A 23270-nucleotide genomic window follows, 5' to 3' on the forward strand; every position below is an offset into this window, starting at 1 on the left:
GGCTATGTGTAACAACACGACAGGCGTGATCGCCTGAGGAGGTTTTCCATAACACCAATCCCCTTATTGCAAACCATGCTACAGGACCGGTCAGCGACCGGTCGACGTCTGGTGGAACCAGATGTCTGTGGCTTCTCTTGTCGGGTGGTGATTGATAATGGTCTTTCTACAATAGTTGGTGTGGTAGTGAGGATTTGATATGAACGTCTTGCTTAATGAACTGCACGCTTATCATCATGAGGTGGCTACCAAAATTACTCAGATAAAAGGATTGCTGGGTAAGGTGAGGCATGAATCTGCTGGTGCCGATGACTTCAAGCAGTTGTTTAAGATGCTGGAAGCCTTGCATGGTGATGCAGAGCGACGCCATCATGAAAATGAAGAGCTTATTCGGCGGGCCTTGCTAGCGACTGAAGCACCGATCCACCAACGGGTCAAGGATATCGAGCGAGATCATCTGGCATTTGAGCGTATTGCTGGACAGCTCAAGATGTTGGAGGGCTCAACTCAGGAGGGGAGAGTGATCGCTGACACTATCGATGACTTCATCAGGAAATACTACGATCATATGGAAGCTGAGGAGAGTATTTTCTTTCCGATGGCTGATAAGTGGCTATCAGACATCCAGTGGGAGGAAACAAAGCGTCAATGGCATTAATCAGAATTTAATCAGTCACCTCAATGCCGTTAGCCAGGTGCGGATACCGCGCGGCGATATCTTTACCGACTTTGGTTTCGCTATTGTGGAACGCCGGTAAACAATGCAGGCGTAGCTGATGTCGTGCAGCGGCTTGTCGCAGTGTTCACGCATGGTCAGGGTGTCGGCGATCATTTGCGTCGGATGGAATTCAGCGGTCAGACCGTTGAACACCGGCACGCCGGCGAACTTGGCCAGCTCTTCGACGATTTCCTGTTCGAAGCCGCGGTACTCGATGGCGTCGAACATCCGCCCCAGCAGGCGTGCGGTGGTGGGACGCCACGATGAGTGTGGCGCCCCCGACCCTGTATGGCAGGTTGCGAGAAGCCCTCAACTCTGCCCCGCCGGCTTGCTGGCAGGGGCAGGGCAGCCTGAGAATCAGTCGCCTTTGATCGGCACGACCTTGTCAGCTTTCATGGCTTCGGGCTTTTTCGGAAGCGAGATGCTCAGCACGCCCTTGCTGAAACTCGCGTCGATCTTCTCGGCATCGACTCCTTTGGGCAGGTTGAAAACCCGTTCGAAGGAACCGTAGTGACGCTCGCTGAGGTGATAGCCCTTCCTTTTTTCTTCCTTGTCCTCTTTCTTTTCGCCCTTGATGACCAGGCTGCCGTTGGACAGTTTGATCTCAATGTTTTTCTGATCCATGCCAGGCAGTTCAGCCGTGATTTCGAAGCTATTGTCTTTCTCGGTGATGTCCACGGCAGGCAGGCTGTGGCCGATCAGTTCCCGTCGCCAGAGCGGCTCGACATCGAACAGCCCGCGACCGAATGGCGACAGCCCCGAGCCGCGATTGAAGTCTTCGAACAAGTGGTCAACCTGCTGCCGGAGTTTTTCCAGGGGTCGCCAAAGGTCTGTTGCTGCCGGATGCTGACTGGCTTTGTTGTCGCTATGAACCGGCACTTTTTTTTCGTTGTTGCTCATTTTGATTTCTCCTCTTGGGTGATAGAGATGGATCGCAAACACCCCGTTTGTCGGTCCACCACGACAGAACAAACACATGACACTGCCCCTACAACGCCAGTGTCCCGGACCACAACATCCAGCCGGCGAAGGCTGCCGCCGTCCAGATAATGATCAGCAGTCCCGTCTCGGGGCCGCTGAGCGGTTGCCCCTGACGAGCCTTCATGGTGGCCAGGTAAATCAACGAACCGGGGGCGTAGAGCAACGCGCTGAGCAACATGTATTTAGGCCCGGCCGCATACAGCAGCCACAGGCAATACAGCGTGGCGACCGAGGCGATGGCCATGTCGCGTAGTTGCAGGGCGCGGTGGCCGGCATAGGACTGGCCCTGCCAGGTCAGTTTCAGGGCATACAGACCGCTGAACAGGTACGGAAGCAGAATCATCGAGGTGGCCAGGGAAATCAGCGCGAGGTAACTGGCGCTCGAGTACAGGGTCAGTAACAGGAACAGTTGAATGCAGCCGTTGGTGATCCACAGCGCGTTGGCCGGCGCCCCTTGCCTGTTTTCCACGGCAAGCGCGCCCGGCATGACCTTTTCCTTGGCCGGTGTGAACACCGATTCCGCCGCCAGCAGCGTCCAGGCGAGCAGGGCGCCACCCACCGAAATGATCAAGCCAATGCTGATCAGCAGCGCGCCCCATGGCCCGGTTGCGGCCTCAAGCACGCCGGCCATCGAAGGGTTTTTCAGGGCGGCCAGTTCAGGTTGTGTGAGAATGCCCAGCGAGAGCAATGACACTGCAATCAACAGCAACAGGGTGATGACAAAGCCGATGACCGTGGCGCGGCCGACATTAGCCCGCTCCGCTGCGCGGGCGGAGAACACGTTGGCGCCCTCGATCCCGATGAACACCCAAACGGTGACCAGCATGGTGCTTTTGACTTGATCGAGGGTGCTGCCCAGCGCAGGCGAGCCCCAGAAATCGACACTGAAGGTTTCACGCTGGAAGGCTGCGATCACCAGGCCGATAAATAAAAGCAACGGCACGATCTTGGCCACCGTCGTCAACGCGTTGGCACGCGCTGCCGTGTGCATGCCCCTGAGAATCATCCAGTGCAATGACCATAGCACCATGGACGCACCGGCAATCGCCGCTTTGTTGTTGCCTTCTCCGAACAGGGGGAAGAAATAACTCAGCGCAGCGAACAAAATCACCAGGTAGCTGACGTTGCCGATCCAGGCGCTGATCCAATAGCCCCAAGCTGAATTGAAACTGAGGTATTCGCCACCCAAGGCGCGGGCGTAGGCGAACACGCCGTTGTCCAGCGCCGGTTGGCGGTTGGACAAGGTCTGATAGACCAATGCCAGCGACAGCATGCCGACACCAGTGATCAGCCAACCAATCAGGATCGCCCCGGCACCCGCACTGGCTGCCATGTTCTGTGGCAGGCTGAAAATGCCGCTGCCGATCATCGAACCGACCACCAGGGCAATCAGCAGGCTCAAGGACAGGCGCTTGGGTTCCACCTTTCGCAAACTGCCTGCAAGTGGATGGGCAGTCGGCGGGACTACCGGTTGGGTGCCTTGCAGGTGCGTAGCCATGGGAGCCTCCACGAAACGAGCGTTTCTGCACTCATCGAATGCGATGGTGCGAATGCTGGACTCTAATTTCTACGTGTCCGTCCAACGCCTGTTTGATTTAGATCAGAAAGAAGGCAATCACCTGGTTTGCCTGGGCACAACCATGACCTCTGTTGTGTCCAACGCCTCAATTGCGGCGCCCCGGCGGACACGAAAGACATTCGAGACCTAAGCTCTACCTCGATGAGCGACAGATGTTTTTACAGCGAGGCGTGCAAATCGCTTTTGAGGAAATCACTCCGATGTTCAGTAAGTGGCTGGACCCCGCACTATTGCTGCTCACCGCACTGACGCTGCTTGCCGGCGGCGTTGCGTATGTTGCGCAAGAACCTGATTGGGCATCGAGGTGCTGGGCCGCAGGAAGTCTGGTGATGTCTGCGGTACTGCTCGTTGAAATCGTCAGGCGCCTGGCCCGGCGCGAGGCCGGTGTCGACCTGATCGCGCTACTGTCAATCACTGCCGCCCTGGCCTTTGAGCAGACCCTGGTGGCGGCGGTGATTGCCTTGATGCTGGCGACCGGACGGACCCTGGAGTTTTTCACCAAGCAACGCGCCGACCGCGAGCTTCGTGCGCTCATCGACCGGGCGCCACGTTTTGCCTGGCTGCAGGAGGAGGGCGGCTTGCGCGAGATCCCCGTTGAGCAGGTCCAGGTGCATCAAACATTGTTGGTACGGCTGGGGGAGGTGATACCGGTCGACGGTCGGCTGCTAAGTCCTGCGGCCATTCTCGACGAATCGGCGCTCAGCGGTGAGTCGTTGCCCGTAACACGTCGAGAAGGTGAGCAAGTGCTCAGCGGCGTTTCGAATTTCGGTGCGCCCATCCTGCTAAGCGCCACGCGAACGGCCGCGCAGAGTACCTACGCCGGCATCGTAAGACTGGCGGAGGAGGCACGTCGTTCGCGCGCACCTTTCGTGCGCCTGGCCGACCGCTATGCAATGTTCTTCATTCCACTGACGTTGCTGATTGCCGGATTGGCCTGGCAGTTAAGTGGCGATCCCTTGCGAGCGCTGGCGGTTCTGGTGGTGGCCACGCCTTGCCCTTTGATTCTGGCGGTACCGATTGCCTTCATGTCAGGTATTTCGAGGGCCGCGCGGCGCGGGATCCTGATCAAGGACGGCGCGACCCTGGAAGCACTGGCGGGGGTCAAGCAGGTGTTTCTCGACAAGACCGGCACACTCACCAGCGGCCATGCCCGCCTGCAGTCGATAGAGGTCAACGGACTGGGTGATCCGCAGCGCCTGCTCGGCCTGGCCGCTTCGCTGGCGCAGGCGTCCACGCACCCTGTCGCCCAGGCCATTGTTGAAGCGGCGCACCAGCGCCAATTGCCGCTGAGCGTCCCGCAGGCAGTAGAAGAAAGCCCAGGCTCTGGACTATGTGGGCACGTCGATGGCGTGCAGGTGCGTTTCGGCACGTTGTCTTTTGCTCACAAAGACGCCCCTGAAACTGACTGGATCGCCGCCATGATACGGCACATGGATTACCTGGCGTGCAGTGGAAGCTTCATCGACGTGGATGGGAAACTCGCGGGCCTGCTGATTTTCTCGGACAAGGTTCGGCGCGAAACTCCACAGACTCTGCGTCGACTGCGCAATAGGGGCATCGAAAAGATCGTCATGCTCACCGGGGATCGCCTGGAAACTGCCGAGATGATTGCGCTATCTGCCGGGATTGACGAGCTGCGTGCCGGGTTGACCCCTGAGGATAAAGTGCGTGCCGTACAGCAAGGTTGCCTGCGCACTAGCACATTGATGGTCGGCGATGGCATCAACGACGCCCCGGCGCTGGCGGCGGCGAATGTCGGCGTGGCCATGGGGGCTAGCGGTGCCACTGCTTCTGCACAAGCCGCTGGTGTTGTGCTGCTGGTGGATCGTCTGGATCGTCTGGTCGAGGCGCTGGACATTGCCCGACGCACCCGCTTTATCGCCCGCCAGGGTGTGCTGGTCGGCATGGGGCTGTCGTTGCTGGCCATGACTGTGGCGGCCCTCGGTTACCTGCCGCCGCTGATCGGCGCTGTGGTGCAGGAGGGCATCGACGTGGTGATCATCTTTAACGCCTTGCGGGCACTGGGACCGTTGTGGGAGCTGAGGAAACAAAAGCTTACCGCAGAGCATATAGATCGCCTGCAAGCTGAACACCAGCAACTCTCCACCGTACTGAGCGATCTGCACCAACTGGCCAATGACTTTGCCCTGCGCCCACTTGCGCAAGCACAGACCGACTTGCTGGAACTGGTCAACAAGCTGCAAACATCATTGGCGCAGCATGAGCACGAAGATGAAAACACACTGTACCCGCTGCTGACGCGAAGCATGCCGGGCGAGGACCCGATGTCAGCCATGAGCCACGCTCACCGGGAGATTTTTCGCCTTATCCATTTACTGGCGCGCATGAGCAGCGACTTCAGTTCCGACCCCGCAACGGCACCTGCTGATGAGATTCAGCATCAGCTGATTCGTCTGGATACCCTCGTGCGACTGCACTTTGATCAGGAAGAGGAACTGTTTCGTTATCTGGATTGGCGCTAGGAATTCAAGTCCGTCAAAAGGGGGTGAAATGAGTAAGCCCGATGAGCGTGGCAAGCGTTGTATCGCCGCTGCATACCTCGAAGACGTCGATACGATTGTCCGTGAGCTGGGTTCTGACACCCGCGCAGGCTTGTCCAGTGCACAGGCTCAACTGCGTCTGAGCCGTGACGGGGCCAATGAGTTACGCGCTCAACCTGTCAAACCCGCCTGGCATTACTTGCTGGCGCAATTTCGGGATCCGCTGGTTTATCTGCTGCTTGTCGCAGTGGCCATTACCTTGGTCACCTGGTTACTTGTAGAGGGTCGTGAATGGCCTGTTGATGCCGTGGTCATCACACTGATTGTGCTGGCTAATGCGCTGTTGGGGTTCCTCCAGGAAACCCGCTCGCAACGCGCGGTTGCGGCCTTGGCCAAACTGACTCAAACCACCTCCTCAATCATCCGCGATGGAGTGTTGTCGCGCATCCCCAGTCACCAACTGGTGGTCGGTGATCTGCTGGTGTTGTCCGAAGGTGATTCTGTGGGCGCCGATGCTCGACTTATTCAGGCCAATGCCTTACGGGTACTGGAAGCATCGCTGACCGGAGAAAGTGAAGCGGTCTCAAAAAGTGCAGTGCGTTTGCGCATCGAAGTGCCTTTGGCAGAGCGCTCCAATATGGTGTTCAAAGGCACTGCCATCGCCCAGGGATCGGGGCTCGGCGTCATAACTGCAATCGGTATGGCGACTGAAGTCGGGGCAATCGCTCATCTGCTGGATGTCACGCCGCAAGAGGTAACGCCGCTGCAAAAGGAAGTGCGCGAAATAGGGCGGATGCTCGCCATTGCCGTTCTGGTTATCGCTTCGTTTGTTGTCGTGGCTGTGTTGATGCTCACACAGATTCACAGTGTAGGCGATGTATTACGGGTGCTCCTATTGGGGGTGTCGCTGGCGGTGGCCGCGGTGCCTGAAGGGCTGCCCGCCGTTCTGTCACTGGTGCTCGCGTTCGGCGTGCAGCGGATGGCTCGCAACAAAGCCATCATCAAGCAGCTTTCTTCCGTCGAGACCCTGGGGTCGGCATCAGTCATCTGCACCGACAAGACTGGCACGCTGACGCGTTCCGAAATGACCATCCAGCAAACCAGGACGGCATCGGGCAACGTTGCGGTCAGCGGTGTCGGTTACGCCCCGCAGGGCCAGATTCATCATCAGGATCAGCCCATGACCTGCGGCCCGGTGCACCGCGAAAATGTTCTGTTGTTACGTGGCGGAAGCCTGGCCGGCAATGCCGCGCTTGCGCAGCAGGAAGATGGCACCTGGGTGATTCAGGGAGATCCTACCGAGGGTGCCTTTCTGGTGGCAGAGCGCAAACTTGATGCACCCCCACGCAGCATCGAACGCTTCGAACGCGTGGCGGAAATACCCTTTACTTCCGATCGAAAAATGATGTCGGCACTGGTCATCGATCATGAACATAACGATGAGCGACTGCTGATCAGCAAGGGCGCGCCGGATGTACTCCTTCAACATTGCACACAGGTTCAAGTCGGGATGGATGTCGTGCCACTGACCGATGACCTTCGCGCAAAGGCCGTGGCTGATGTGAATGAGTTGTCGGGTGCCGCGTTGCGCACACTTTCCGTGGCGTACCGCCCTTTGGCGACCAGTGAAGATGTTGCAGCCGGTGAAGCCCTTGAGACAGGGCTTATTTTCATCGGTACGGTCGGCATCATTGACCCGCCGCGCAAAGAAGTCGCCCCGGCCATTACCGAGGCCCATCGAGCAGGCATCCGCATCATTATGATTACGGGCGACCATCCGCGAACGGCGACCCGCATTGCCGAGGATCTGGGCATCATCCAGGCTGGTGCCGGTGCGTTGACCGGTGCCGATCTGGATAAGCTGGACGATGCGGCTTTGGCCGAGGCGGTTAAATCGAACTCGGTTTATGCACGTGTTGCGCCCTCGCATAAGCTGAGGATTGTCGATGCGCTCCAGGCGCAGGGGCATGTGGTGGCGATGACCGGCGATGGGGTGAATGACGCACCGGCATTGAAGTCAGCCAATATCGGCATTGCGATGGGCATAACCGGAACGGAGGTAACCAAGCAGGCGGGAAAAATGATCCTGGCAGACGATAATTTCGCGACCATTGTGCTGGCCATTCGCGAAGGGCGCGGAATTCTTGACAATATCCGCAAGTTTCTTCGTTACTTGCTGTCTTCCAATATGGGTGAAGTACTGACGGTCTTTCTGGCCGTTGTCGGGGCTGGTGTCGTCGGTCTGGTGGATGAAAAGGGCGGGATCATCCTGCCGCTACTGGCCTCCCAGATTCTGTGGATCAACTTGATCACGGATGCGGCGCCTGCCATCGCCATAGGCATTGACCCGCACAGCGAGGATCTGATGACGCGCAGCCCGCGCAGGCCTACGGATCGAATCATCGACGCACGCATGTGGGGCGGCGTGCTGCAGGTGGGGCTGGTCATGGCGTTGGCGAGTGTATTGACGGTCGACTGGATGTTGCCGGGAGGGTTGATAGCGGGTAATGAGTCGCTGGTCGAGGCACGTACTGCCGGTTTTACAGTCCTTGTATTGGCTCAACTGTTCAATGCTCTATGTGCTCGCTCGGAGTCGGCCAGTGCGTTCGTCGGGCTGTTCGCCAATCAATGGCTGTGGGGGGCAATTGTCTTGGCGACGGCCTTGCAGATTGCAGTGGTGCACTGGTCGCCACTCAACAAGGCTTTCGACACGAGTGCATTGACGCTGAGCCAGTGGGGACTTTGTTTGGCAATGGCTAGCGCAGTCTTTTGGTTTAGCGAGCTGCGCAAGCTGGGTATGCGTTTGCATCAGGGAAAAGCCATCCGGCACCAGAAGCTGAGGTTCTTCTAACCGCCAGTGTTAAAAGTGTCTTGGTTGCAACACATGTCTGGTAAGGGACTTGAGAAAGCAAAAGCGGATTACTGACTAAGCGGAGGTAGGTTCATTTTTGAACTCGACCTGGACTCTTTACTCCGGCGAGATCGCACCAGAGGATCGCGGCATCGATTGGGTGGTAAGTGCTTCTGATCGAGACCATGGTAAACAGCCTCCTGCTGATGTTCGACATGACCAAGATTCGCGGGGAAACCACAGACCTGGCGGTTTCCCAACCGCAGACGGTCCAGAAACTGAAGAAGGCCTGGTTGAAGTATGCCGATGAGATAGGTGTGGTGTTCTCAGGGCAATGATCCGGGCTCTTTGTGTTCAGCAACCGAGTCTGCGCTTCAATACAATGGCGCAGCGCTACTCCCATGCATGCGACCAAAACCTCGATGGTAGTAAGGCGTGCGATTCATTCAAAAGATGTGCAGATTCATTCAATACACCGCTCGCTAAACCGCCGGGCAAGCATTCGCTGAGTCGGTGGGGGCCAGCCATCGCGGCGTAACCGGCGATCAGGCGGCTGTCGTGATAGTGACCTACTCGGGTGTCGAGGGCACCCCTCTCTCTATTCCCGACAAAGGCGAAAAGGCTGAGTTCGAACACGTCGAATAAACCGCCAGGTGGATGGACCGCAAGGCCGACTGTTGGCCTGGCGGTCGTTTCACCCATGCATCGGGCAACATGCCAAGGGTTGGCTTAGAACACCTTGATCGGGACGTTGACGATAAGCCTGAGCTCATCGAGATTACCTTCCAGTTGATATTCACTGGCTCGATGGGTGGAATAACTCGTGATCAGGCTGATGTTCTTGAAGGTGCCCGATTGCACTGTGTAGCTGGCATTGGCGCCCACTTCATAGTGGCTTTCACCCCGTTGCTTGAGTACCGAGTTGTAGATGCCGTTCGGCCCACCGTCGTAATGACTGCCGTCGATGCCCATGCCCTTGATGTACCAGAGCGTAGTCTTGAGACCAGGCAAACCATAAGCGACCCAATCGTTGTTGTAGAACACCCCGATCGAGCGCTCATTGGGGCCGTTGAAGAACGACATCATGGTATTGGGCAGGTTGATGGCATTGGATTCGAAGGGATAATCGAAATATTCGTCGCCCTTGATTTGCTGCAGGCCGATCTTCAGCGAGTGGTTGCGCCACTGGGGCGTGATACTGAGGCCGTAGGCCTGCTGGTCGATATTGCCACCGATTTCGCGACCACTGGACTGGGTGTTATAGGCATCCAATTGAACATCGACGTTAACCGGTCCCCAGTGGGTTTTCATGCCCAGGCCCAGATACTCACGATCCCAGATATCGTCGAATCGAGAGACATAGGCGCTGCTGCGCCAGCCAGCGTTCGACACGTAGTCGGCCCCTGCGTAAGCGTTAAAGTCACTGGTGACCAGGGGCGAACCGTAAGTAGGAGTCAAATCCTGGCTTCCGGCCCCGGTACGCGGCGAGCCCTTGTCGAAGTAGCCCGACTTGATCGTCAACCCTTCGACGTCATGACTTTCCAGAGATACGCCATTGAACGTTGAAGGCAACGTACGGGTGTCGGTGTAGGACATCATCGGTGTCCTGACTTGCTGCCTGCCCACCTTGAGCAGCGTGTCGGCGAGCTTGAACTTCAGCGCTGCAATACCGAGTTTGCTCCAGTCATCGACCACATCGCCGTCCTTGTCCACCAACATTCGATTACTGCCGCCTGCCGCCGCTGTCCGGCTGCGCTCCAGCGCAACTGCCGAGAAGGTCGAAAGATCCAGCCCAAACCTCACCGGTCCTTCAGTGAAACCGGAGACGAAGTCGAGCCTGACGCCTTGCAGCCAGGCAGTACGGTCACGCAGCTTGCGTACACCGTCTGGTGTTTGCAGTTTGAAATATGTGGCCTTGTGGCCGACTTCGTGTGAATACCAGTGTCGGGTATTAAGTGTCAGTGAACTGTCCTCCAGCAACCCTTGTTCCTGGGCATGGACCTGAGAAGTAGAAACCGCGGCCGCCAGCGAGCCAGCGGTGAAAAGCGCCAAATTACCTTTGCGATACATAGACTTTGCCTGTTGTTGTTTTTAGGGCAGATCAGAAGAAAGTCGCCGAGTAATCGTTATGAAGATATTGCGCGGGCAGGGCGTGGCCCGACTTGTCCAGCAGGCCGCAAGCGGCTTGCTGGTGGTCGTACAGGTATTGGGTTGTGGGTTCAGTGGCTCGAGCACTTCGAAGTCATCAAACAGCGATGAAAACGCCGCTAAAGCCTGCGCCATCAGTTGAGATAATCCCCCACCAGTTTCAGCCAGCAGTCGGAGCCGATGCGAATAAGCTCGTCATTGAAGTCGTAGTGGGGGTTATGCACTGAGCAGCCATGAAACTCGCCTTCACCGTTCCCCAGGAAGAAGTAGCAACCGGAAACCTCAGTCAGCATCCACGCGAAGTCTTCTGTCGCCATGATCTTCGCTGTGTGCGACAACAACTGGCCGGGATTGAATAGCGGCTCCAGGCTTTGGCGCAGCACCTGCGTTTGCGCCGCTGTGTTGACGAGCGCCGGTGCCAGTTGCGTGATTTCCAATTCGATTTCAACGCCGAACATCTGCTCATGGCCTTGAGCGATCTCTGCCAGGCGCTGGTTGATTTTGCCTTCGGTCTGCGCTGTATCGGTACGCACGCTGATCAGCATCGATGCCGTGTCGGGAATGATGTTGTAGACGCTGCCGGCCTCGACCATGCCAATGCTGATCACAGCGTGTTCATCAACGCAGAGATTGCGCGATTTCACTGTCTGGATCGCATTGATCAGGCTGGCCAGTACCGGCACCGGATCGACGGCGCGTTCGGGCATTGCGCCATGACCGCCGCGACCTTTGATCAACACTTTCACACGTTCCGAGGAAGCCATGGTGGGGCCGGCCTGGACCACAGCGGTACCCACCGGTATGCCCGGCAAATTGTGCAAGGCAAAGATCGCATCGCAAGGAAAACGTTTGAAAAGACCGTCATCCATCATGGCCTGGGCGCCGCCCAGGCCTTCCTCGTCAGGCTGGAAAATCAGATTGAGCGTGCCATTGAAATCAGGCGCCTGAGCGATTCGCCATGCGGCAGCCAGCAGGATAGCGGTATGTCCGTCGTGGCCGCAGCCGTGCATGCGTCCCTCGATCCGGCTGGCATGGGCGAATCGGTTTTTCTCCTGCATCGGCAGGGCATCCATGTCGGCGCGCAGGCCCAGGCGGCGACTGCCGCTGCCTCGACGCAGTACGCCGACCACGCCATGTCCACCAATGCCGCGATGAACTTCGTAGCCCCAGTGTTCGAGCTTGCTGGCGACCAACTCGGCGGTCAGCGGGGTGTGCGCGCCCAGTTCAGGGTTCTGGTGGATTTCCCGGCGCAACTGGATAAAAGCGTCCAGGTCCAGTTCGGCAAGGGGCCGGGTTTGGGTTTGGGTCAATGCATTCATCAGGTCACTCCCGACCAGGGTTTTCGGGGAATACAGCCAGGCACGCCAGACTGAGGGCGCCGCCGGCGAGCAGGTACAGTGCTGGCGCCTGGGGGTTATCCAAGGCAGCCGTGAGCCAGGTGGCGATCAACGGCGAGAAACCGCCGAACAAGGTGACGCCGAAGCTGTAGCTGACGGCGGTGCCCAGGGCGCGACGATTTTTTGGAAAGGCTTCCATGATCAGGGCGAAGAAGGCACCCGACCCGATACACCCAGGCAATATCAGAATCGCAATGACCAACATCGCTACGAACAAATCAGTGCTCAAACTGAGCAAGTAGAAAGCTGGCCACGCCAGTAGCACCGGCAGGGTGATCGTCCAGGCCAGCAGTTTCTTGCGCAGGCCGTGGCGATCGGCAAAGCGTCCTGCCAGAGGCGTGATGACAGCCAGACAGGCACTTGCCACACAGGCGATAGCCAAGGCGCTACGTTGCGGGTAACCCAGGGTGACAGTCAGGTAGGCGGGCAAATAGAAAATGAACAGGTATATGCCGATGGTGGCGCTGGCCATAAGGCCGATTGCCAATAGGGTGTGACGCACGTCAATGTGATCACGTAGTCGACCATCGCGTTTGGTCGGTTCAGCTTCGTGGGTTTCTGGCAGGCAGCGACGGATGTACCAGCCAAGCGGTCCGATGAGCAGCCCCAGCATAAAGGGGATACGCCAACCCCAGCTCTCAAGGTCATCTGCGCTCAACGTGCTGTTGAGCAGTAAACCCAGACCGGCCCCAACCAGGGCGGCGTAGCCTTGGCTGGCGGCCTGCCAACTCACATTGCGACAGCGATTTGCCGTAGCGCTGGACTCCATCAGATACACCGACGCAGTCCCTATTTCCCCTCCTGCCGAAAAGCCCTGCATGAGGCGGCCAGCCACCAGCATCAAGGTGCCGAACAAGCCGATGTCCTGGTAGGAAGGCGCGAAGGCAATCATCGCTGTGCCGAAAGTCATCAAACTGATCGTGAGGCTCAAAGCGGCCTTGCGGCCACGGCGGTCGGCAAAGCGGCCAATCACTAGTGCGCCCACCGGCCGCATGAGGAAGCCGACGCCAAAGGTGGCTAGCGACATCAGCAGCGATGCCATGGCCGACTGTGCGGGGAAGAAGTTCTTTGCGATCACCACGGCAAAGAAGCTGTAAATCGTGAAGTCATACATTTCCAGGGCATTGCCTAGAGCGCAGGCGACGGTGGCTTTCCTGGACCCTATTACGGATGGCGCAGTGGCGCGGGGGAGAGGGGGCGCTTGCAGAGTAGTCATCGATATTTCCTGTGACAGTTTTGTTGTGGGCCGAATATCCGGCAAACACTGTCACTGCGCACTTGCGCTTTTCTTCGATGATTAACCGTTGGTTATGACCTCCAGCCGCCCCAGTGAAACTCGGCGCCAGATCGGTGCGGTTTCGCCCGATAATCGATCACACGCACTGTTTGACGACAGCGACACAGCCGTCCTGGCAATCAACTCAGGCGGCAAACACAGGGTTTGGCTCGATATTCTTGAAGATAGGGTGGTTGGTCCCAAGGAACAGGGACTGACTTAACCGTTGGGCATATCGTTGCGTTTTTCTAAAGTTTCTCGCTTGCCGCTGCGCTCTAGCGTGACGCATCCATAGGCTGGTTCTTCGAGAGCACGCTTCTGATCGCGTAGTAAAGGTCTCGTGCCGTTGTGGTCAGCGCGTGGCGATCAATGCAGACCAGATAGATGGGGTACTCAGGGATGCTTTCTTCGATCATGACCTGCATCAGGTCTTCATTGAGTCCTTTGGGTAACGTGTTTTCCATTCCGGCTTCACTGAGCGTCATGAACGCATCGGCGTGATGTAACAGATCAAGGGCCAACAAGACTGATGAACACTCGGTTATCCGCTGCGGCGGTGGTATCTCGTTGTCTTCAAACATTTGATAGAACTGCGACGAGTGATCGTCGATGGCATCGAGGCTGATCCAGTTTGCAAACTGCAACTGACGCAGCGAATGGGAGTGGCGAAGCGGATTGTTTTTTCGACAGACCACCAGACCCCGCATGCGGCTCAGCGCTTCCCAATCCAGGTTTAGCCTCTGTGTATGCTGCTGCGAAGTAATGGCGAAATCCAGGGTGCCGTCCCTAAGTCGCTGCAGCATTTGGTTGGGGCGCAGATTCACCAGGCGGATGCGTACACGCGGATTCTTGGCCTGGAACCCGGCGATGCATTCCCCCAGTCCTTTGAGCACTGAAGTCAGGGACGTGACGCCGATGGTGACTTCACCGACCTGCATATCCTTGATGTTTTCAGCCTCCAGTTGCAGCCGTCGCATGCTCTCGACGGTCAACTGTGCATGGCGAATGATGCGACGGCCTTCGTCAGTGAGCGACATCCCCCTGTGGGAGCGCTGTAGTAGAGCCAGGCCCAGCTCGCTCTCCAGATCCTTGATCGATCGGCTGATGGCGGGTTGAGTGACGTGCAGGATCTGCGAGGCCTCGCTGATGCTCCCGGTTTGGTGGATGGCGACCAGTGCCCTGATTTGATGGAGTTTCACGTACTGATAGGTCCTTGCGGTGCGATGAAGATTCAATCGCTTGCATAGTGTCATGCCTGTCACTGGCGCAACAATGCGGCGGCACTCTGAAGAATACCGGAAGCAGGTTCGCTGGCGGACGCTCGTTACTGCTAGACCCATGAGCCAAAAAAACAGGAATCGCTTCTCTGGCGATATCACCCTTTGCGCAAAGCGGATAGCGATATGCGCAAAGCGGATATTGCTGCGCTTACGGTCTCAATACCCTCGATTTGCACTCTGCGTAACAGTGCTTTACATGGCGCGCAACAGTTCTGCCGCCACGCCTTGCCTCGTACATAACAAAAATAAGAGCACATCGATGAAGCCAACCATTCATGCAACCCAAACGCTGCTGTCCATGGCTGTCGCCGTGGGTATTTCCAGCCATCTGATGGCCGCCGAAAGCGGTTTTATCAATGATGCCAGCGTTACCTTGCAGGCACGCAATTACTACTTCAGCCGAGACTACTCGGACATTGTCGGCGCTAACCGACAGTCGAAGGCCGAGGAGTGGGCCCAGGGTTTTATCCTCAATGCCAAGTCCGGTTACACCCCAGGGCCGATCGGTGTCGGCGTCGATGTCATCGGCTTGCTTGGGCTCAAGCTCGACAGCAGTCCGGACCGCGTGAACACGGGCCTGTTGCCGGTGCACGGCGATGGCCGCGCGGCCGATGAATACAGTCGCCTGGAAGGGACGTTGAAGCTGCGCTACTCGAAGACCGAACTGCGCGTCGGCGAGCTGCAACCCAACTTGCCGGTGCTGGTTTTCAGTGACATCCGTCTGCTGCCGCCCAGTTACCAGGGGGCGAGCATCACTTCCGCCGAGGTCAATGGCCTGACGCTGCAAGGCGGCCATCTGAGCTCAACGCACCTGCGCAATGAGGGTGGCGACGAGAAGATGCAGGCCATGCTCGGCTACGTGCCCCAGCGCCAGGTCAGCAGTGACGCCTTCAACTACGGCGGCGGCGACTATGCCTTCAATGAAAAGCGCACCAGCGTCAGTGCCTGGTACGGGCAACTGGAAGACATCTACCATCAAGGCTTCCTGGGCCTGAAACACAGTGAGCCCTTGGGCAGTTGGACCCTGGGCGCCAACCTCGGCTATTTCGACGCAAGGGAGGATGGCAAGAAGCTGTTGGGCAATATCGACAACCAGGCGGTTTTCTCCCTGCTGTCGGCCAAGCACGGCGGCCATACCTTCTACATCGGCTACCAGGGCATCTACGGTGAAAGCGCGTTTCCTCGTGTATTCGCCAACATCTCGCCACTGGGCAACGAAGTGCCGACCTATGAATTCGCCTCCACCGACGAGCGCTCCTGGCAGGCGCGCTATGACTACGACTTCGCCGCGCTCGGTGTGCCGGGGCTGACCAGCACCGTGCGCTACATCGCCGGCAACAACGTCGACACCGGCAAAGGCTTCGAAGGCAGGGATCGCGAACGCGACCTGGACCTCGGTTACGTCGTGCAGAGCGGCACCTTCGCGGGGCTTGGCATCCGGGTGCGCAATGCCATGGCGCGCTCCAATTACCGCACCGATATCGATGAGAACCGACTGATCCTGAGCTACACCTGGACGTTGCTGTGAGTGACCTGGAGACGAGAATGAACAATAAAATCTGGGCGCGATTGGCTCTGGGTGCAGCTGGCAGCGCAGTGGTGCTGCTCGCTGCCGACAACGGAACGAACCTGATGTTTGCCGGCATCATCGACCTGTTGCTGCTGGCGGCGGCGGTGCTTTATCACCGTCAGCCAGTGCGGGTGGTTGAAGTGCTTGTTCAGCCAGAACCGGACCCGGTGATGTCCAGTACTCCGGTCCCGCTAGCGTCGTTGCCAGTGGCCGAGCCCGTTTGGCCGGGCGCTCAAGTGAAGGTGGCACTTGAACACTTGACTCAAGTGGTGCTGCAAACTGAAGAGGACATGCGCTTTGCGAACCAGTTGGCACGTGGCGCGGGTGAGCGGGTACAGGCCAGTGCCATGAGCATGCAGTCTTCGGCAGCCGTGCTTGGGGATCTCGATCAGTATCTGCAGCGTCTGGATCAGGTATTCGACGAGCTAGGCAGCCAGTCGGTGCGCATCGGTGCGATTGTCGGCAGCATTCAAGACATCGCCCGGCAGACCAATTTGCTGGCGCTCAATGCCGCGATCGAGGCCGCACGGGCCGGTGATCATGGCCGGGGGTTCGCTGTGGTAGCGGACGAAGTGCGCAATCTGTCGCGCCAGGCAGCAGACTCCAGTGCGCAGATCCGGCAGATCGCCACTGGCCTGGAAAAATCCGCAGAGGATGCCCGTCAGGGTCTTGAGCAGCTTACCGATTCTACGCGTTCGGGCCTGGACAAGGCCGAGGTCGCATTGCAGTCGATGGGGGAGTTACGCAGTGGTCCGGTGGCCAGGCTGGAAGTGGTCGAGCGGGTCATGCAGCGTTTGGCCAGTTTGCACGAGCTGGCGCTGCAGGCATCCCGGATAGCGGCCTGAACAAAGTGGCGTCCCGGTCGTTCAAACGCCCGAGCACATGCCCATCACTTGATAGGTCACTTTATGGGTTTCTCCCTGGTGGTCGATGTAGACCATGGTTGCCGGCACGACTTCGCATGCAGTCGAGGTATCGGTTACCGAAATGACCTTGGCGATATCCAGGGTTTGAGGTGTTGGGGCCGGATTACTCTCGGCGGCCATTACGGCGGTTGTGGTCAGGGCCAACAGTACACTCAATAAGGTCTTCATGCTTTGTTCTCCGTCGTTGTTTGATGAGTCAATTTTAATCCTCTACAGATACGGATAAAGAGGGCTGTACTTGATGCAGCGTTACATCAGATGCAACAGTCGTTGCCACCGGAGGGTTCATGGACTTGCTTAACAGCCTGCGTGTTTTTGTGCGTGTAGCCGACGCAGGCAGCTTTACCACCGCTGCACAGGCGCTGGACTTTTCCACCGCGCAAGTGTCTCGGCTGGTGGCTGATCTTGAGCAGCACGTGCAGGCTCGCCTGCTGCAGCGCACAACCCGACGCTTGAGTCTGACCGAAGCGGGTGAACGCTTTCTGCTGCGGGCGCGGCAAATTCTGGACGACATGGCCGAGGCCACCGCGGAAGCGCGTGGCGCTCATCTCAAGCCCAGTGGCCGCTTGCGTCTGCATTGTTTGAACGGGTTGGGCGTTTTGATGACGCCACTGATTGCCCGCTACTGCGAGCTCTACCCGGACGTGGTGGTTGAATTGACCTTGTCACAGCGAAACCCCGATCCCCTTGAAGACGGACACGACGTGGTCATCTCCATTGCCCAGGAGTTGGAGGATTCACAATTCGTTGCCCAAACGGTAGGGCGCATTTTCAGCATGCTTTGCGCATCGCCTGCGTACATTGCGCGTCGGGGCCTGCCCACTCACCCGGAACAACTGAATCAACATAGCTGCCTGCGCATGCTTGACCCTTTGTACGGCGATGAGTGGGTCTTGCGTGACGAGCAGGGTGAGCATTCAGTGGTGCCTGGCAAAACCTTCCAGAGCAACGTACCCGAGGCGATGGTCAATGCGTCGGAGGCCGGGATGGGGATCAGCCTGTTGCCGTTCTACACCGCAACCCGGTCGCTGCGCGAGGGCACGTTGCTGCGCCTGCTGGGCGACTACCGGCTCAGGGAGCGAAACGTCTATGCACTCTATCCTTCCAAGCGGTTTCTGGATGCCAAAGTGAAGACCTGGGTGGACTTTCTCAAGGCGGAGTTGCCCGGGCTTTTTTCCGGGCATGAGGTCACAGCCAATGATGTTCGGTATTGGGGAGTGGGCTAGCTGAAAAGGCCAACATTCCCGGACGGTGTCTGGGTGATTGGCCGACGCGCTGTTTCGTTACTGCAAGGCCGATGAGCAAAAAAGCCTGGAAGCGTTTTTCTCGCGATACTGTTTGGGTGTCATGAACAGTTTTTCCTGAAACAGTCGGGTCATATGGCTTTGGTCCGAGAACCCGCAATCCATGGCCACAGCTTTCAACGGAATATCGCGCACCGTCGACAAGATGCGCTCGGCCTTTTTCAAGCGTCGCGACTGAACGTACTGATGGGGAGATACGCCATACACCGCCCCGAACACTCGTACAAAGTAGGACGGACTCAGGTCGACGATGGCGGCCATGTCTTTGACCGAAATTGGGCAGGACAGATGTGAATCGATGTATTGCTGAAGCTGGTCGCGTTTGAGGTTTGTCAGGCGAGACGCTTGATCGCTGTCTCTGAGGTCACACCGCACGTACTGACGCAGCAGATGGATGCACATCTGTATTTCCAGCGTCTGGGCGAAGATACTGCTCCCCGGTTCGCCACTCAGGCACTCCATTTCATAGGTCGCCATGAGTCTGGAGAGCTTCGCGTCGTTGACGAGCGGGCAGTGGTCGACAAAAACGCCGTCAACATCCTGTTGAAAGACTTCATTGGCGACTTTGGCCATCATGGCTTGCGAAATGTAGATATGACTGACTTCGATATCGTTCATCCAGTACCACCTGGATGATTCGCCTCGGGTCAAAATGGTGACGTCGTTATCGCCAACGGACCATTTTTGCCATTGCTTGCCATCGTGGAAGCCCAGATTTGACGTGCCTGATTTCCATCTCACCAACTCGTAATCGCGCATGCAGGGGATGCTGACTTCGGTTTTGTCAAAGCGGTAGCCCCGAATCGACACGCCATTATCAGGTGCGGTCTCAACGGTTCCCTTGATCGTTACTTCACCAGGGATAACGTCCAGCATTTTTTCTGGCGTTAGCAGGATGGCAATCATCACAACTCCCTTTTTATTTGTATTGGCTATGGAGTTTTTATCAGTACTTAGCGGCTTTTGAGCGTTAAAGGCATCGAGGACACAGATACAAAAAATTAACACATCCTTCAAATTTGTACGCAAAACAGGCTTGCCATCGATCGGGGGAATTTCCACCGCTCGTCTGGCAAGCCTTTTCTTACTGCGCCTGGATTTCGTGGTCACCCGGCCCGGTCAAGTCCGGTCGCCAGCGGCGCAGGTGAGTGTGACGCTCATAGGCTTGCGATGAGGGGTAAGTCACCAATTCAATCGTGCTTCCCCAAGGGGTGCGGGTGTACACGTAGCGATTACCTGGTCCGGCGTCACCACCCGGGAGGTCGCCGGGTCGGCTGAGCAGAACGCCGCCGGCCTTCTCTAGGCGATTGGCAGCGGCATCGATATCGTCAACGTAGATGCAGATGTGCTGAATACCAAAGTCGCTCGGAACAATCGGCTGCAACTGCTGGACGCCAGTGTAGGAAAACAGCTCCAGGTTGGGGCCGTTGCCCAGACGCAGCATCCGGATTGAGGCAATCACGGCACCGGGCGGAATGCCGAGTCCCGCTTCTACCTCAGGCCCTCCCAGGGGCGCGTCGAGCATGTCGTAAAGCTTCTCGGCACCAAAGGCCTCGACGAAGAATCGGGTTGCCGCTTCCATATCGGGAACGGTAATGCCTACGTGTTCAATTGCACGAACATTCATGACAACTCTCCTATTTTCGCCGCCGCCCAGAAACCGGATTGGGTCGCCTCATACATCCGCCCACCACGGGACCTTGTACCGATGCTGTGGACGCGAATGTCATCGACCGACTCCTCCAGAACCGTTGAAGGCGCACGGGCGGTCGCCATTACTACGTAACCATCATCAGGCACCTTTGCTGCTGTGCTGATCGATACGTCAAGATGCTTGAGAAGGCCGGCGAGATGCTCGCGCTGCATATCATTGGTATCGATACCCACGCTATCGGCGGGTGAAACAAGGCTGACCTTTTTGCCTTGCTCCGCCAGCCACAGGGCAGCGAACATTGCCGCCTCGGTTTCACCAAATACGGTGACCTCGTCCGTCACAGGCAAATTGGCGCTTGCCAGCATATCGGCCACATCCGGGCCGCGATCCTGCGCAACGGTACCGGTCGCAAGCAGTACGGTGTCCCATGGGCTCAGGTCCAAGTCAGCTGCATCGGTATCGAGATGAACGTCGACGCCTACGCGTTCGAGTTCGCTCTCGTAAAACGCAATCATGTTCTTGACCTCCATGCGAAACGGGCTCGCGGCTGCCCACGCATGGAGCTGGCCGCCGATGCGATCCGCTCTCTCGACCAACCTCACACTATGTCCGCGCTCGGCAGCCAGTATCGCGGCCTCACAACCGGCCGGTCCGCCACCGACAATCAATACTCGCTCCTGTCTGGAAGCAGGGCGGCGAGCATCACTTGCGCGACGCTCCTGTCCGAGGGTCGGATTGATCACGCACTGGGTGCCTTTGCCGTTGAACATCCACCGCGAGATGCATTCATTGACCGCCAGGCAGCGGCGGACACTTTGCGGTTGCCCGCGCCGTGTCTTGTTGACTGTTTCGGGGTCCGCCAGACCCGATCGACCCAAGGCCACAAAGTCGAGTTCGCCGTCAGACACCGCTTGTGCCATCTCGTCGAACAGCCAGGTGAGCCGACCGACACCGATCACCGGGATCGAGACTCGCTGTTTCACCAGCTTGGCGTAGTTGACTAATGATCCTGGCGGGACCATCGGCAGCAACGTCATCGCGGTGTCGTAGTTCCCGGCACTGACATCCAGGGCGTCAACGTAAGGCTCGAGCATTTCGCAAAAGGCCAGGCCATCTTCCAGTGAGAGACCGCCCTCGTAAGGCTCCATCACGCTGAGCCGATACAGGATCGGATAATCCGCACCGACCTGTTCGCGGATCCCACGCACGACTTCGAGGGCGAAACGGGCACGGTTTTCCAGGGAACCGCCCCAGCGGTCAGTGCGTTTGTTTGTGAAAGGAGAGAGAAACTGGCCGAGCAGATAGCCATGTGCACCGTGCAGCTCAACGGCATCAAAGCCAGCGGCCACCGCACGTCGGGCACCCTGGACATACTTATCGATCAGTCCTGGTATTTCATGTTCTTCAATTGCACGCGGTGGGGTACCGAATGCGCTGGTGATACCGGCTGTCGGTGCCAGAGGTGGCTCGTTACGCTCTGTGTTGCTTTGGGAGTTCTGGCGCCCGGTATGGTGCAGCTGCACGGCAATCTTCGCGCCTTCACCGTGGACCGCGTCGACCAGGTTGCTGAGTGCGCCAATGAACCTGTCATGGTCGATTCGCATCGGGTGACCCGCGGTGCGCCCGACCTCCCAATCGATAGAGGTATTCTCGGTGATGATCAGACCAACGCCGCCTCGGGCGCGGGCTCTATGGTATTCGATGAGCTTATCGTCAACCTCACCGAAGGTGCTGGCGAACTGAGTGAAGATCGGTGCTTGCACGAAGCGATTGCGCAACTGCAAGGTGCCAATACGTCCGGGTTGGTAAAGCGCCGCGGCAGGGCCGTCTGAAATCACAAGGTTTCGGATGTCTGGGTGTGCCATTGCCATCTCCTCATTATTTTTTTTGTTTGAGGTTCAAGCATGGAATGAGCGCCGGCATGAGTATTGAACATTCATGCCGAGGCGTTGAAGAATCCTGCCTTGGCGTCGTAGCGATACTTGTTCAGGTGGCTTAGTCCGAAAACAACTCGAACATCAGCTGGCGAAGCCAACGATTGGCGGGGTCTTTGTTATAGCGTGCGTGCCAGAACAGGTTGATTTCGATGTTCGGCAATTCCACAGGCGTCGGTAGAACCGCGAGGCCAAAGGGTTGTTCGCAACTGCTGGCGAATCGCTCAGGCACTGTTGCCACTAAGTTGGTGCGTTGAAGGATGTGGCCAACCGCAACGAAATGGGGGACTTCCAGGCGTATGTTCCGTTCGATACCGGCCCGCGCCAGAAACGTATCGACTTCTCCGTGTCCGGTGTTCGCCGCTACGACGCGAACGTGCTCATAACTGCAAAAACGCTCAAGCGTTAACGGTTCCCGGGTTGCGGGGTGATCCTTACGGCACATGCAGACGTAGCGATGGTGAAACAGGCGCTGCTGAAAAAAACCGGCTTGCAGGTGTGGCAGTAATCCAACGGCGAGGTCGATCGCACCGTTTTGCAACCCTTCGGCCAGGGTATCGGAAGTGTTGCGCAATGTGCTGATTGAGCACCCTGGCGCGCGTTCAGCCAGCGCGTCCATCAGCCGTGGCATGAAGTAGATTTCGCCAATATCGGTCATTGCCATGGTAAATCTGCGATTGCTGTTGAGCGGATCGAACGTGTCCTGTCGGCTCAGTGCGTCGCGTAAGGTCTGAATCGCCAGTGCCACGGGTTCGGCCAACTGCCGGGCATAAGGCGTGGGCTCCATTCCCTGGTAAGTGCGCACGAAAAGCTCGTCGTTCAAGGTGACACGCAGGCGTTTCAACGCGTTGCTGACTGCGGGCTGGGTCAGATCGAGATTATCCGCCGCGGTCGATACCCGCCTGTCAACCAGCAGTTGGTTGAATACCAGCAGAAGATTGAGGTCAAGCTCACGTAATTCCATAACGCCTCGTGCAGATTGCGCGCTCAGGAGGGCAATAGATCTTTGCCCATTATTGGGTCTGCACCGCTCTGAAATCGCCGCTGCAAGACTCCAAAGCCTAACAAGTGCCATACGGCCGCGTCCATCGCGAGATATACGGGGCTTCTGCTCGCCCTCGATCTTTATTCACGTTCGAAATAGCGGGTAT

17 protein-coding genes and 2 pseudogenes are annotated in these 23270 nt (G+C 57.6%); 7 read left to right on the top strand and 12 right to left on the bottom strand.

The window, feature by feature from the left end:
- Positions 1 to 199: 199 nt before the first annotated feature.
- Positions 200 to 658: a hemerythrin domain-containing protein gene (locus ACIO0C_RS10190; protein ID WP_401311115.1), complete on the top strand. Its 459-nt coding sequence runs from the start codon at positions 200 to 202 to the stop codon at positions 656 to 658.
- A 10-nt stretch (positions 659 to 668) separates the two neighbouring features.
- On the opposite strand, the pseudogene ACIO0C_RS10195 reads toward ACIO0C_RS10190, so the two are convergent.
- The 3 genes and pseudogenes from ACIO0C_RS10195 to arcD all read right to left on the bottom strand — a co-directional run.
- Positions 669 to 988 (bottom strand): annotated as a pseudogene (locus ACIO0C_RS10195) (hypothetical protein); the annotation flags it as partial.
- An 87-nt stretch (positions 989 to 1075) separates the two neighbouring features.
- Positions 1076 to 1618, bottom strand: coding sequence for an Hsp20/alpha crystallin family protein (locus tag ACIO0C_RS10200; RefSeq protein ID WP_401311118.1), 543 nt, complete (start codon positions 1616 to 1618; stop codon positions 1076 to 1078).
- An 88-nt stretch (positions 1619 to 1706) separates the two neighbouring features.
- Positions 1707 to 3197, bottom strand: a complete 1491-nt coding sequence (arcD, locus tag ACIO0C_RS10205; protein ID WP_401311121.1) for an arginine-ornithine antiporter — start codon at positions 3195 to 3197, stop codon at positions 1707 to 1709.
- A 281-nt stretch (positions 3198 to 3478) separates the two neighbouring features.
- On the opposite strand from arcD, the gene ACIO0C_RS10210 reads away from it, so the two are divergent.
- The 3 genes from ACIO0C_RS10210 to ACIO0C_RS10220 all read left to right on the top strand — a co-directional run bounded on the left by ACIO0C_RS10210 (position 3479) and on the right by ACIO0C_RS10220 (position 8968).
- Positions 3479 to 5761 carry a heavy metal translocating P-type ATPase gene (locus ACIO0C_RS10210; protein WP_401311124.1) on the top strand — a complete coding sequence of 761 codons (2283 nt, stop codon included), beginning with the start codon at positions 3479 to 3481 and terminating at the stop codon, positions 5759 to 5761.
- 28 nt (positions 5762 to 5789) lie between these two features.
- Complete coding sequence (locus ACIO0C_RS10215; RefSeq protein WP_401311126.1) at positions 5790 to 8630, top strand: cation-translocating P-type ATPase; 2841 nt, start codon at positions 5790 to 5792, stop codon at positions 8628 to 8630.
- Between the two features lie 185 nt (positions 8631 to 8815).
- Complete coding sequence (locus tag ACIO0C_RS10220; protein WP_401311129.1) at positions 8816 to 8968, top strand: hypothetical protein; 153 nt, start codon at positions 8816 to 8818, stop codon at positions 8966 to 8968.
- 391 nt (positions 8969 to 9359) lie between these two features.
- Here the strand turns inward: ACIO0C_RS10220 and ACIO0C_RS10225 are convergent, their stop codons facing one another.
- From ACIO0C_RS10225 to ACIO0C_RS10240, 4 genes are all read right to left on the bottom strand, one after another.
- Positions 9360 to 10700 (bottom strand): OprD family outer membrane porin, encoded by a 1341-nt coding sequence (locus ACIO0C_RS10225; protein WP_401311131.1) that lies wholly within the window; start codon positions 10698 to 10700, stop codon positions 9360 to 9362.
- Positions 10701 to 10912: 212 nt separating this feature from the next.
- Positions 10913 to 12097, bottom strand: coding sequence for a M20 aminoacylase family protein (locus tag ACIO0C_RS10230; protein WP_401311134.1), 1185 nt, complete (start codon positions 12095 to 12097; stop codon positions 10913 to 10915).
- A gap of 4 nt (positions 12098 to 12101) precedes the next feature.
- The gene (locus ACIO0C_RS10235) at positions 12102 to 13391 is read right to left on the bottom strand and encodes an MFS transporter (RefSeq protein ID WP_401311433.1); all 1290 of its coding nucleotides are present in this window, start codon (positions 13389 to 13391) and stop codon (positions 12102 to 12104) included.
- Positions 13392 to 13726: 335 nt separating this feature from the next.
- Positions 13727 to 14650, bottom strand: coding sequence for a LysR family transcriptional regulator (locus ACIO0C_RS10240; RefSeq protein WP_007980464.1), 924 nt, complete (start codon positions 14648 to 14650; stop codon positions 13727 to 13729).
- 340 nt (positions 14651 to 14990) lie between these two features.
- Here ACIO0C_RS10240 and ACIO0C_RS10245 point away from each other — a divergent pair, with 340 nt between their 5' ends.
- Entirely contained in the window at positions 14991 to 16259 is a 1269-nt protein-coding gene (locus ACIO0C_RS10245) for an OprD family porin (protein ID WP_401311138.1), read from the top strand.
- Between the two features lie 494 nt (positions 16260 to 16753).
- Positions 16754 to 17146 (top strand): annotated as a pseudogene (locus ACIO0C_RS10250) (methyl-accepting chemotaxis protein); the annotation flags it as partial.
- Positions 17147 to 17167: 21 nt separating this feature from the next.
- Here ACIO0C_RS10250 and ACIO0C_RS10255 read toward each other — a convergent pair.
- Positions 17168 to 17395: a DUF2790 domain-containing protein gene (locus ACIO0C_RS10255; RefSeq protein WP_401311140.1), complete on the bottom strand. Its 228-nt coding sequence runs from the start codon at positions 17393 to 17395 to the stop codon at positions 17168 to 17170.
- A 119-nt stretch (positions 17396 to 17514) separates the two neighbouring features.
- Between ACIO0C_RS10255 and ACIO0C_RS10260 the strand changes: the two genes are divergently transcribed.
- Positions 17515 to 18453 carry a LysR family transcriptional regulator gene (locus tag ACIO0C_RS10260; protein ID WP_401311142.1) on the top strand — a complete coding sequence of 313 codons (939 nt, stop codon included), beginning with the start codon at positions 17515 to 17517 and terminating at the stop codon, positions 18451 to 18453.
- Positions 18454 to 18510: 57 nt separating this feature from the next.
- Here ACIO0C_RS10260 and ACIO0C_RS10265 read toward each other — a convergent pair whose 3' ends face one another.
- The 4 genes from ACIO0C_RS10265 to ACIO0C_RS10280 form a co-directional block, all read right to left on the bottom strand.
- Entirely contained in the window at positions 18511 to 19641 is a 1131-nt protein-coding gene (locus ACIO0C_RS10265; protein WP_401311145.1) for a helix-turn-helix domain-containing protein, read from the bottom strand.
- Positions 19616 to 20158: a VOC family protein gene (locus ACIO0C_RS10270; protein WP_401311148.1), complete on the bottom strand. Its 543-nt coding sequence runs from the start codon at positions 20156 to 20158 to the stop codon at positions 19616 to 19618. The genes ACIO0C_RS10265 and ACIO0C_RS10270 overlap by 26 nt, the downstream gene beginning before the upstream one ends.
- Positions 20155 to 22050: an FAD-dependent oxidoreductase gene (locus ACIO0C_RS10275; protein ID WP_401311150.1), complete on the bottom strand. Its 1896-nt coding sequence runs from the start codon at positions 22048 to 22050 to the stop codon at positions 20155 to 20157. The genes ACIO0C_RS10270 and ACIO0C_RS10275 overlap by 4 nt, the downstream gene beginning before the upstream one ends.
- A gap of 130 nt (positions 22051 to 22180) precedes the next feature.
- Complete coding sequence (locus tag ACIO0C_RS10280; protein ID WP_056856509.1) at positions 22181 to 23083, bottom strand: LysR family transcriptional regulator; 903 nt, start codon at positions 23081 to 23083, stop codon at positions 22181 to 22183.
- Positions 23084 to 23270 lie beyond the last annotated feature (187 nt).

This window comes from Pseudomonas sp. NPDC087336 (genome assembly GCF_044744285.1).
Taxonomy (GTDB): Bacteria; Pseudomonadota; Gammaproteobacteria; order Pseudomonadales; family Pseudomonadaceae; genus Aquipseudomonas.

What these genes read in the sequence shown, in the direction of transcription:
- ACIO0C_RS10280 (WP_056856509.1), bottom strand. Translation starts at nt 23,083, where the DNA reads ATGGAATTACGTGAGCTTGACCTCAATCTTCTGCTGGTATTCAACCAA.
- ACIO0C_RS10245 (WP_401311138.1), top strand. Translation starts at nt 14,991, where the DNA reads ATGAAGCCAACCATTCATGCAACCCAAACGCTGCTGTCCATGGCTGTC.
- ACIO0C_RS10190 (WP_401311115.1), top strand. Translation starts at nt 200, where the DNA reads ATGAACGTCTTGCTTAATGAACTGCACGCTTATCATCATGAGGTGGCT.
- ACIO0C_RS10220 (WP_401311129.1), top strand. Translation starts at nt 8,816, where the DNA reads ATGGTAAACAGCCTCCTGCTGATGTTCGACATGACCAAGATTCGCGGG.
- ACIO0C_RS10215 (WP_401311126.1), top strand. Translation starts at nt 5,790, where the DNA reads ATGAGTAAGCCCGATGAGCGTGGCAAGCGTTGTATCGCCGCTGCATAC.
- ACIO0C_RS10270 (WP_401311148.1), bottom strand. Translation starts at nt 20,158, where the DNA reads ATGAATGTTCGTGCAATTGAACACGTAGGCATTACCGTTCCCGATATG.
- ACIO0C_RS10230 (WP_401311134.1), bottom strand. Translation starts at nt 12,097, where the DNA reads ATGAATGCATTGACCCAAACCCAAACCCGGCCCCTTGCCGAACTGGAC.
- ACIO0C_RS10260 (WP_401311142.1), top strand. Translation starts at nt 17,515, where the DNA reads ATGGACTTGCTTAACAGCCTGCGTGTTTTTGTGCGTGTAGCCGACGCA.
- ACIO0C_RS10200 (WP_401311118.1), bottom strand. Translation starts at nt 1,618, where the DNA reads ATGAGCAACAACGAAAAAAAAGTGCCGGTTCATAGCGACAACAAAGCC.
- ACIO0C_RS10255 (WP_401311140.1), bottom strand. Translation starts at nt 17,395, where the DNA reads ATGAAGACCTTATTGAGTGTACTGTTGGCCCTGACCACAACCGCCGTA.
- ACIO0C_RS10275 (WP_401311150.1), bottom strand. Translation starts at nt 22,050, where the DNA reads ATGGCACACCCAGACATCCGAAACCTTGTGATTTCAGACGGCCCTGCC.
- ACIO0C_RS10210 (WP_401311124.1), top strand. Translation starts at nt 3,479, where the DNA reads ATGTTCAGTAAGTGGCTGGACCCCGCACTATTGCTGCTCACCGCACTG.
- ACIO0C_RS10235 (WP_401311433.1), bottom strand. Translation starts at nt 13,391, where the DNA reads ATGACTACTCTGCAAGCGCCCCCTCTCCCCCGCGCCACTGCGCCATCC.
- arcD (WP_401311121.1), bottom strand. Translation starts at nt 3,197, where the DNA reads ATGGCTACGCACCTGCAAGGCACCCAACCGGTAGTCCCGCCGACTGCC.
- ACIO0C_RS10225 (WP_401311131.1), bottom strand. Translation starts at nt 10,700, where the DNA reads ATGTATCGCAAAGGTAATTTGGCGCTTTTCACCGCTGGCTCGCTGGCG.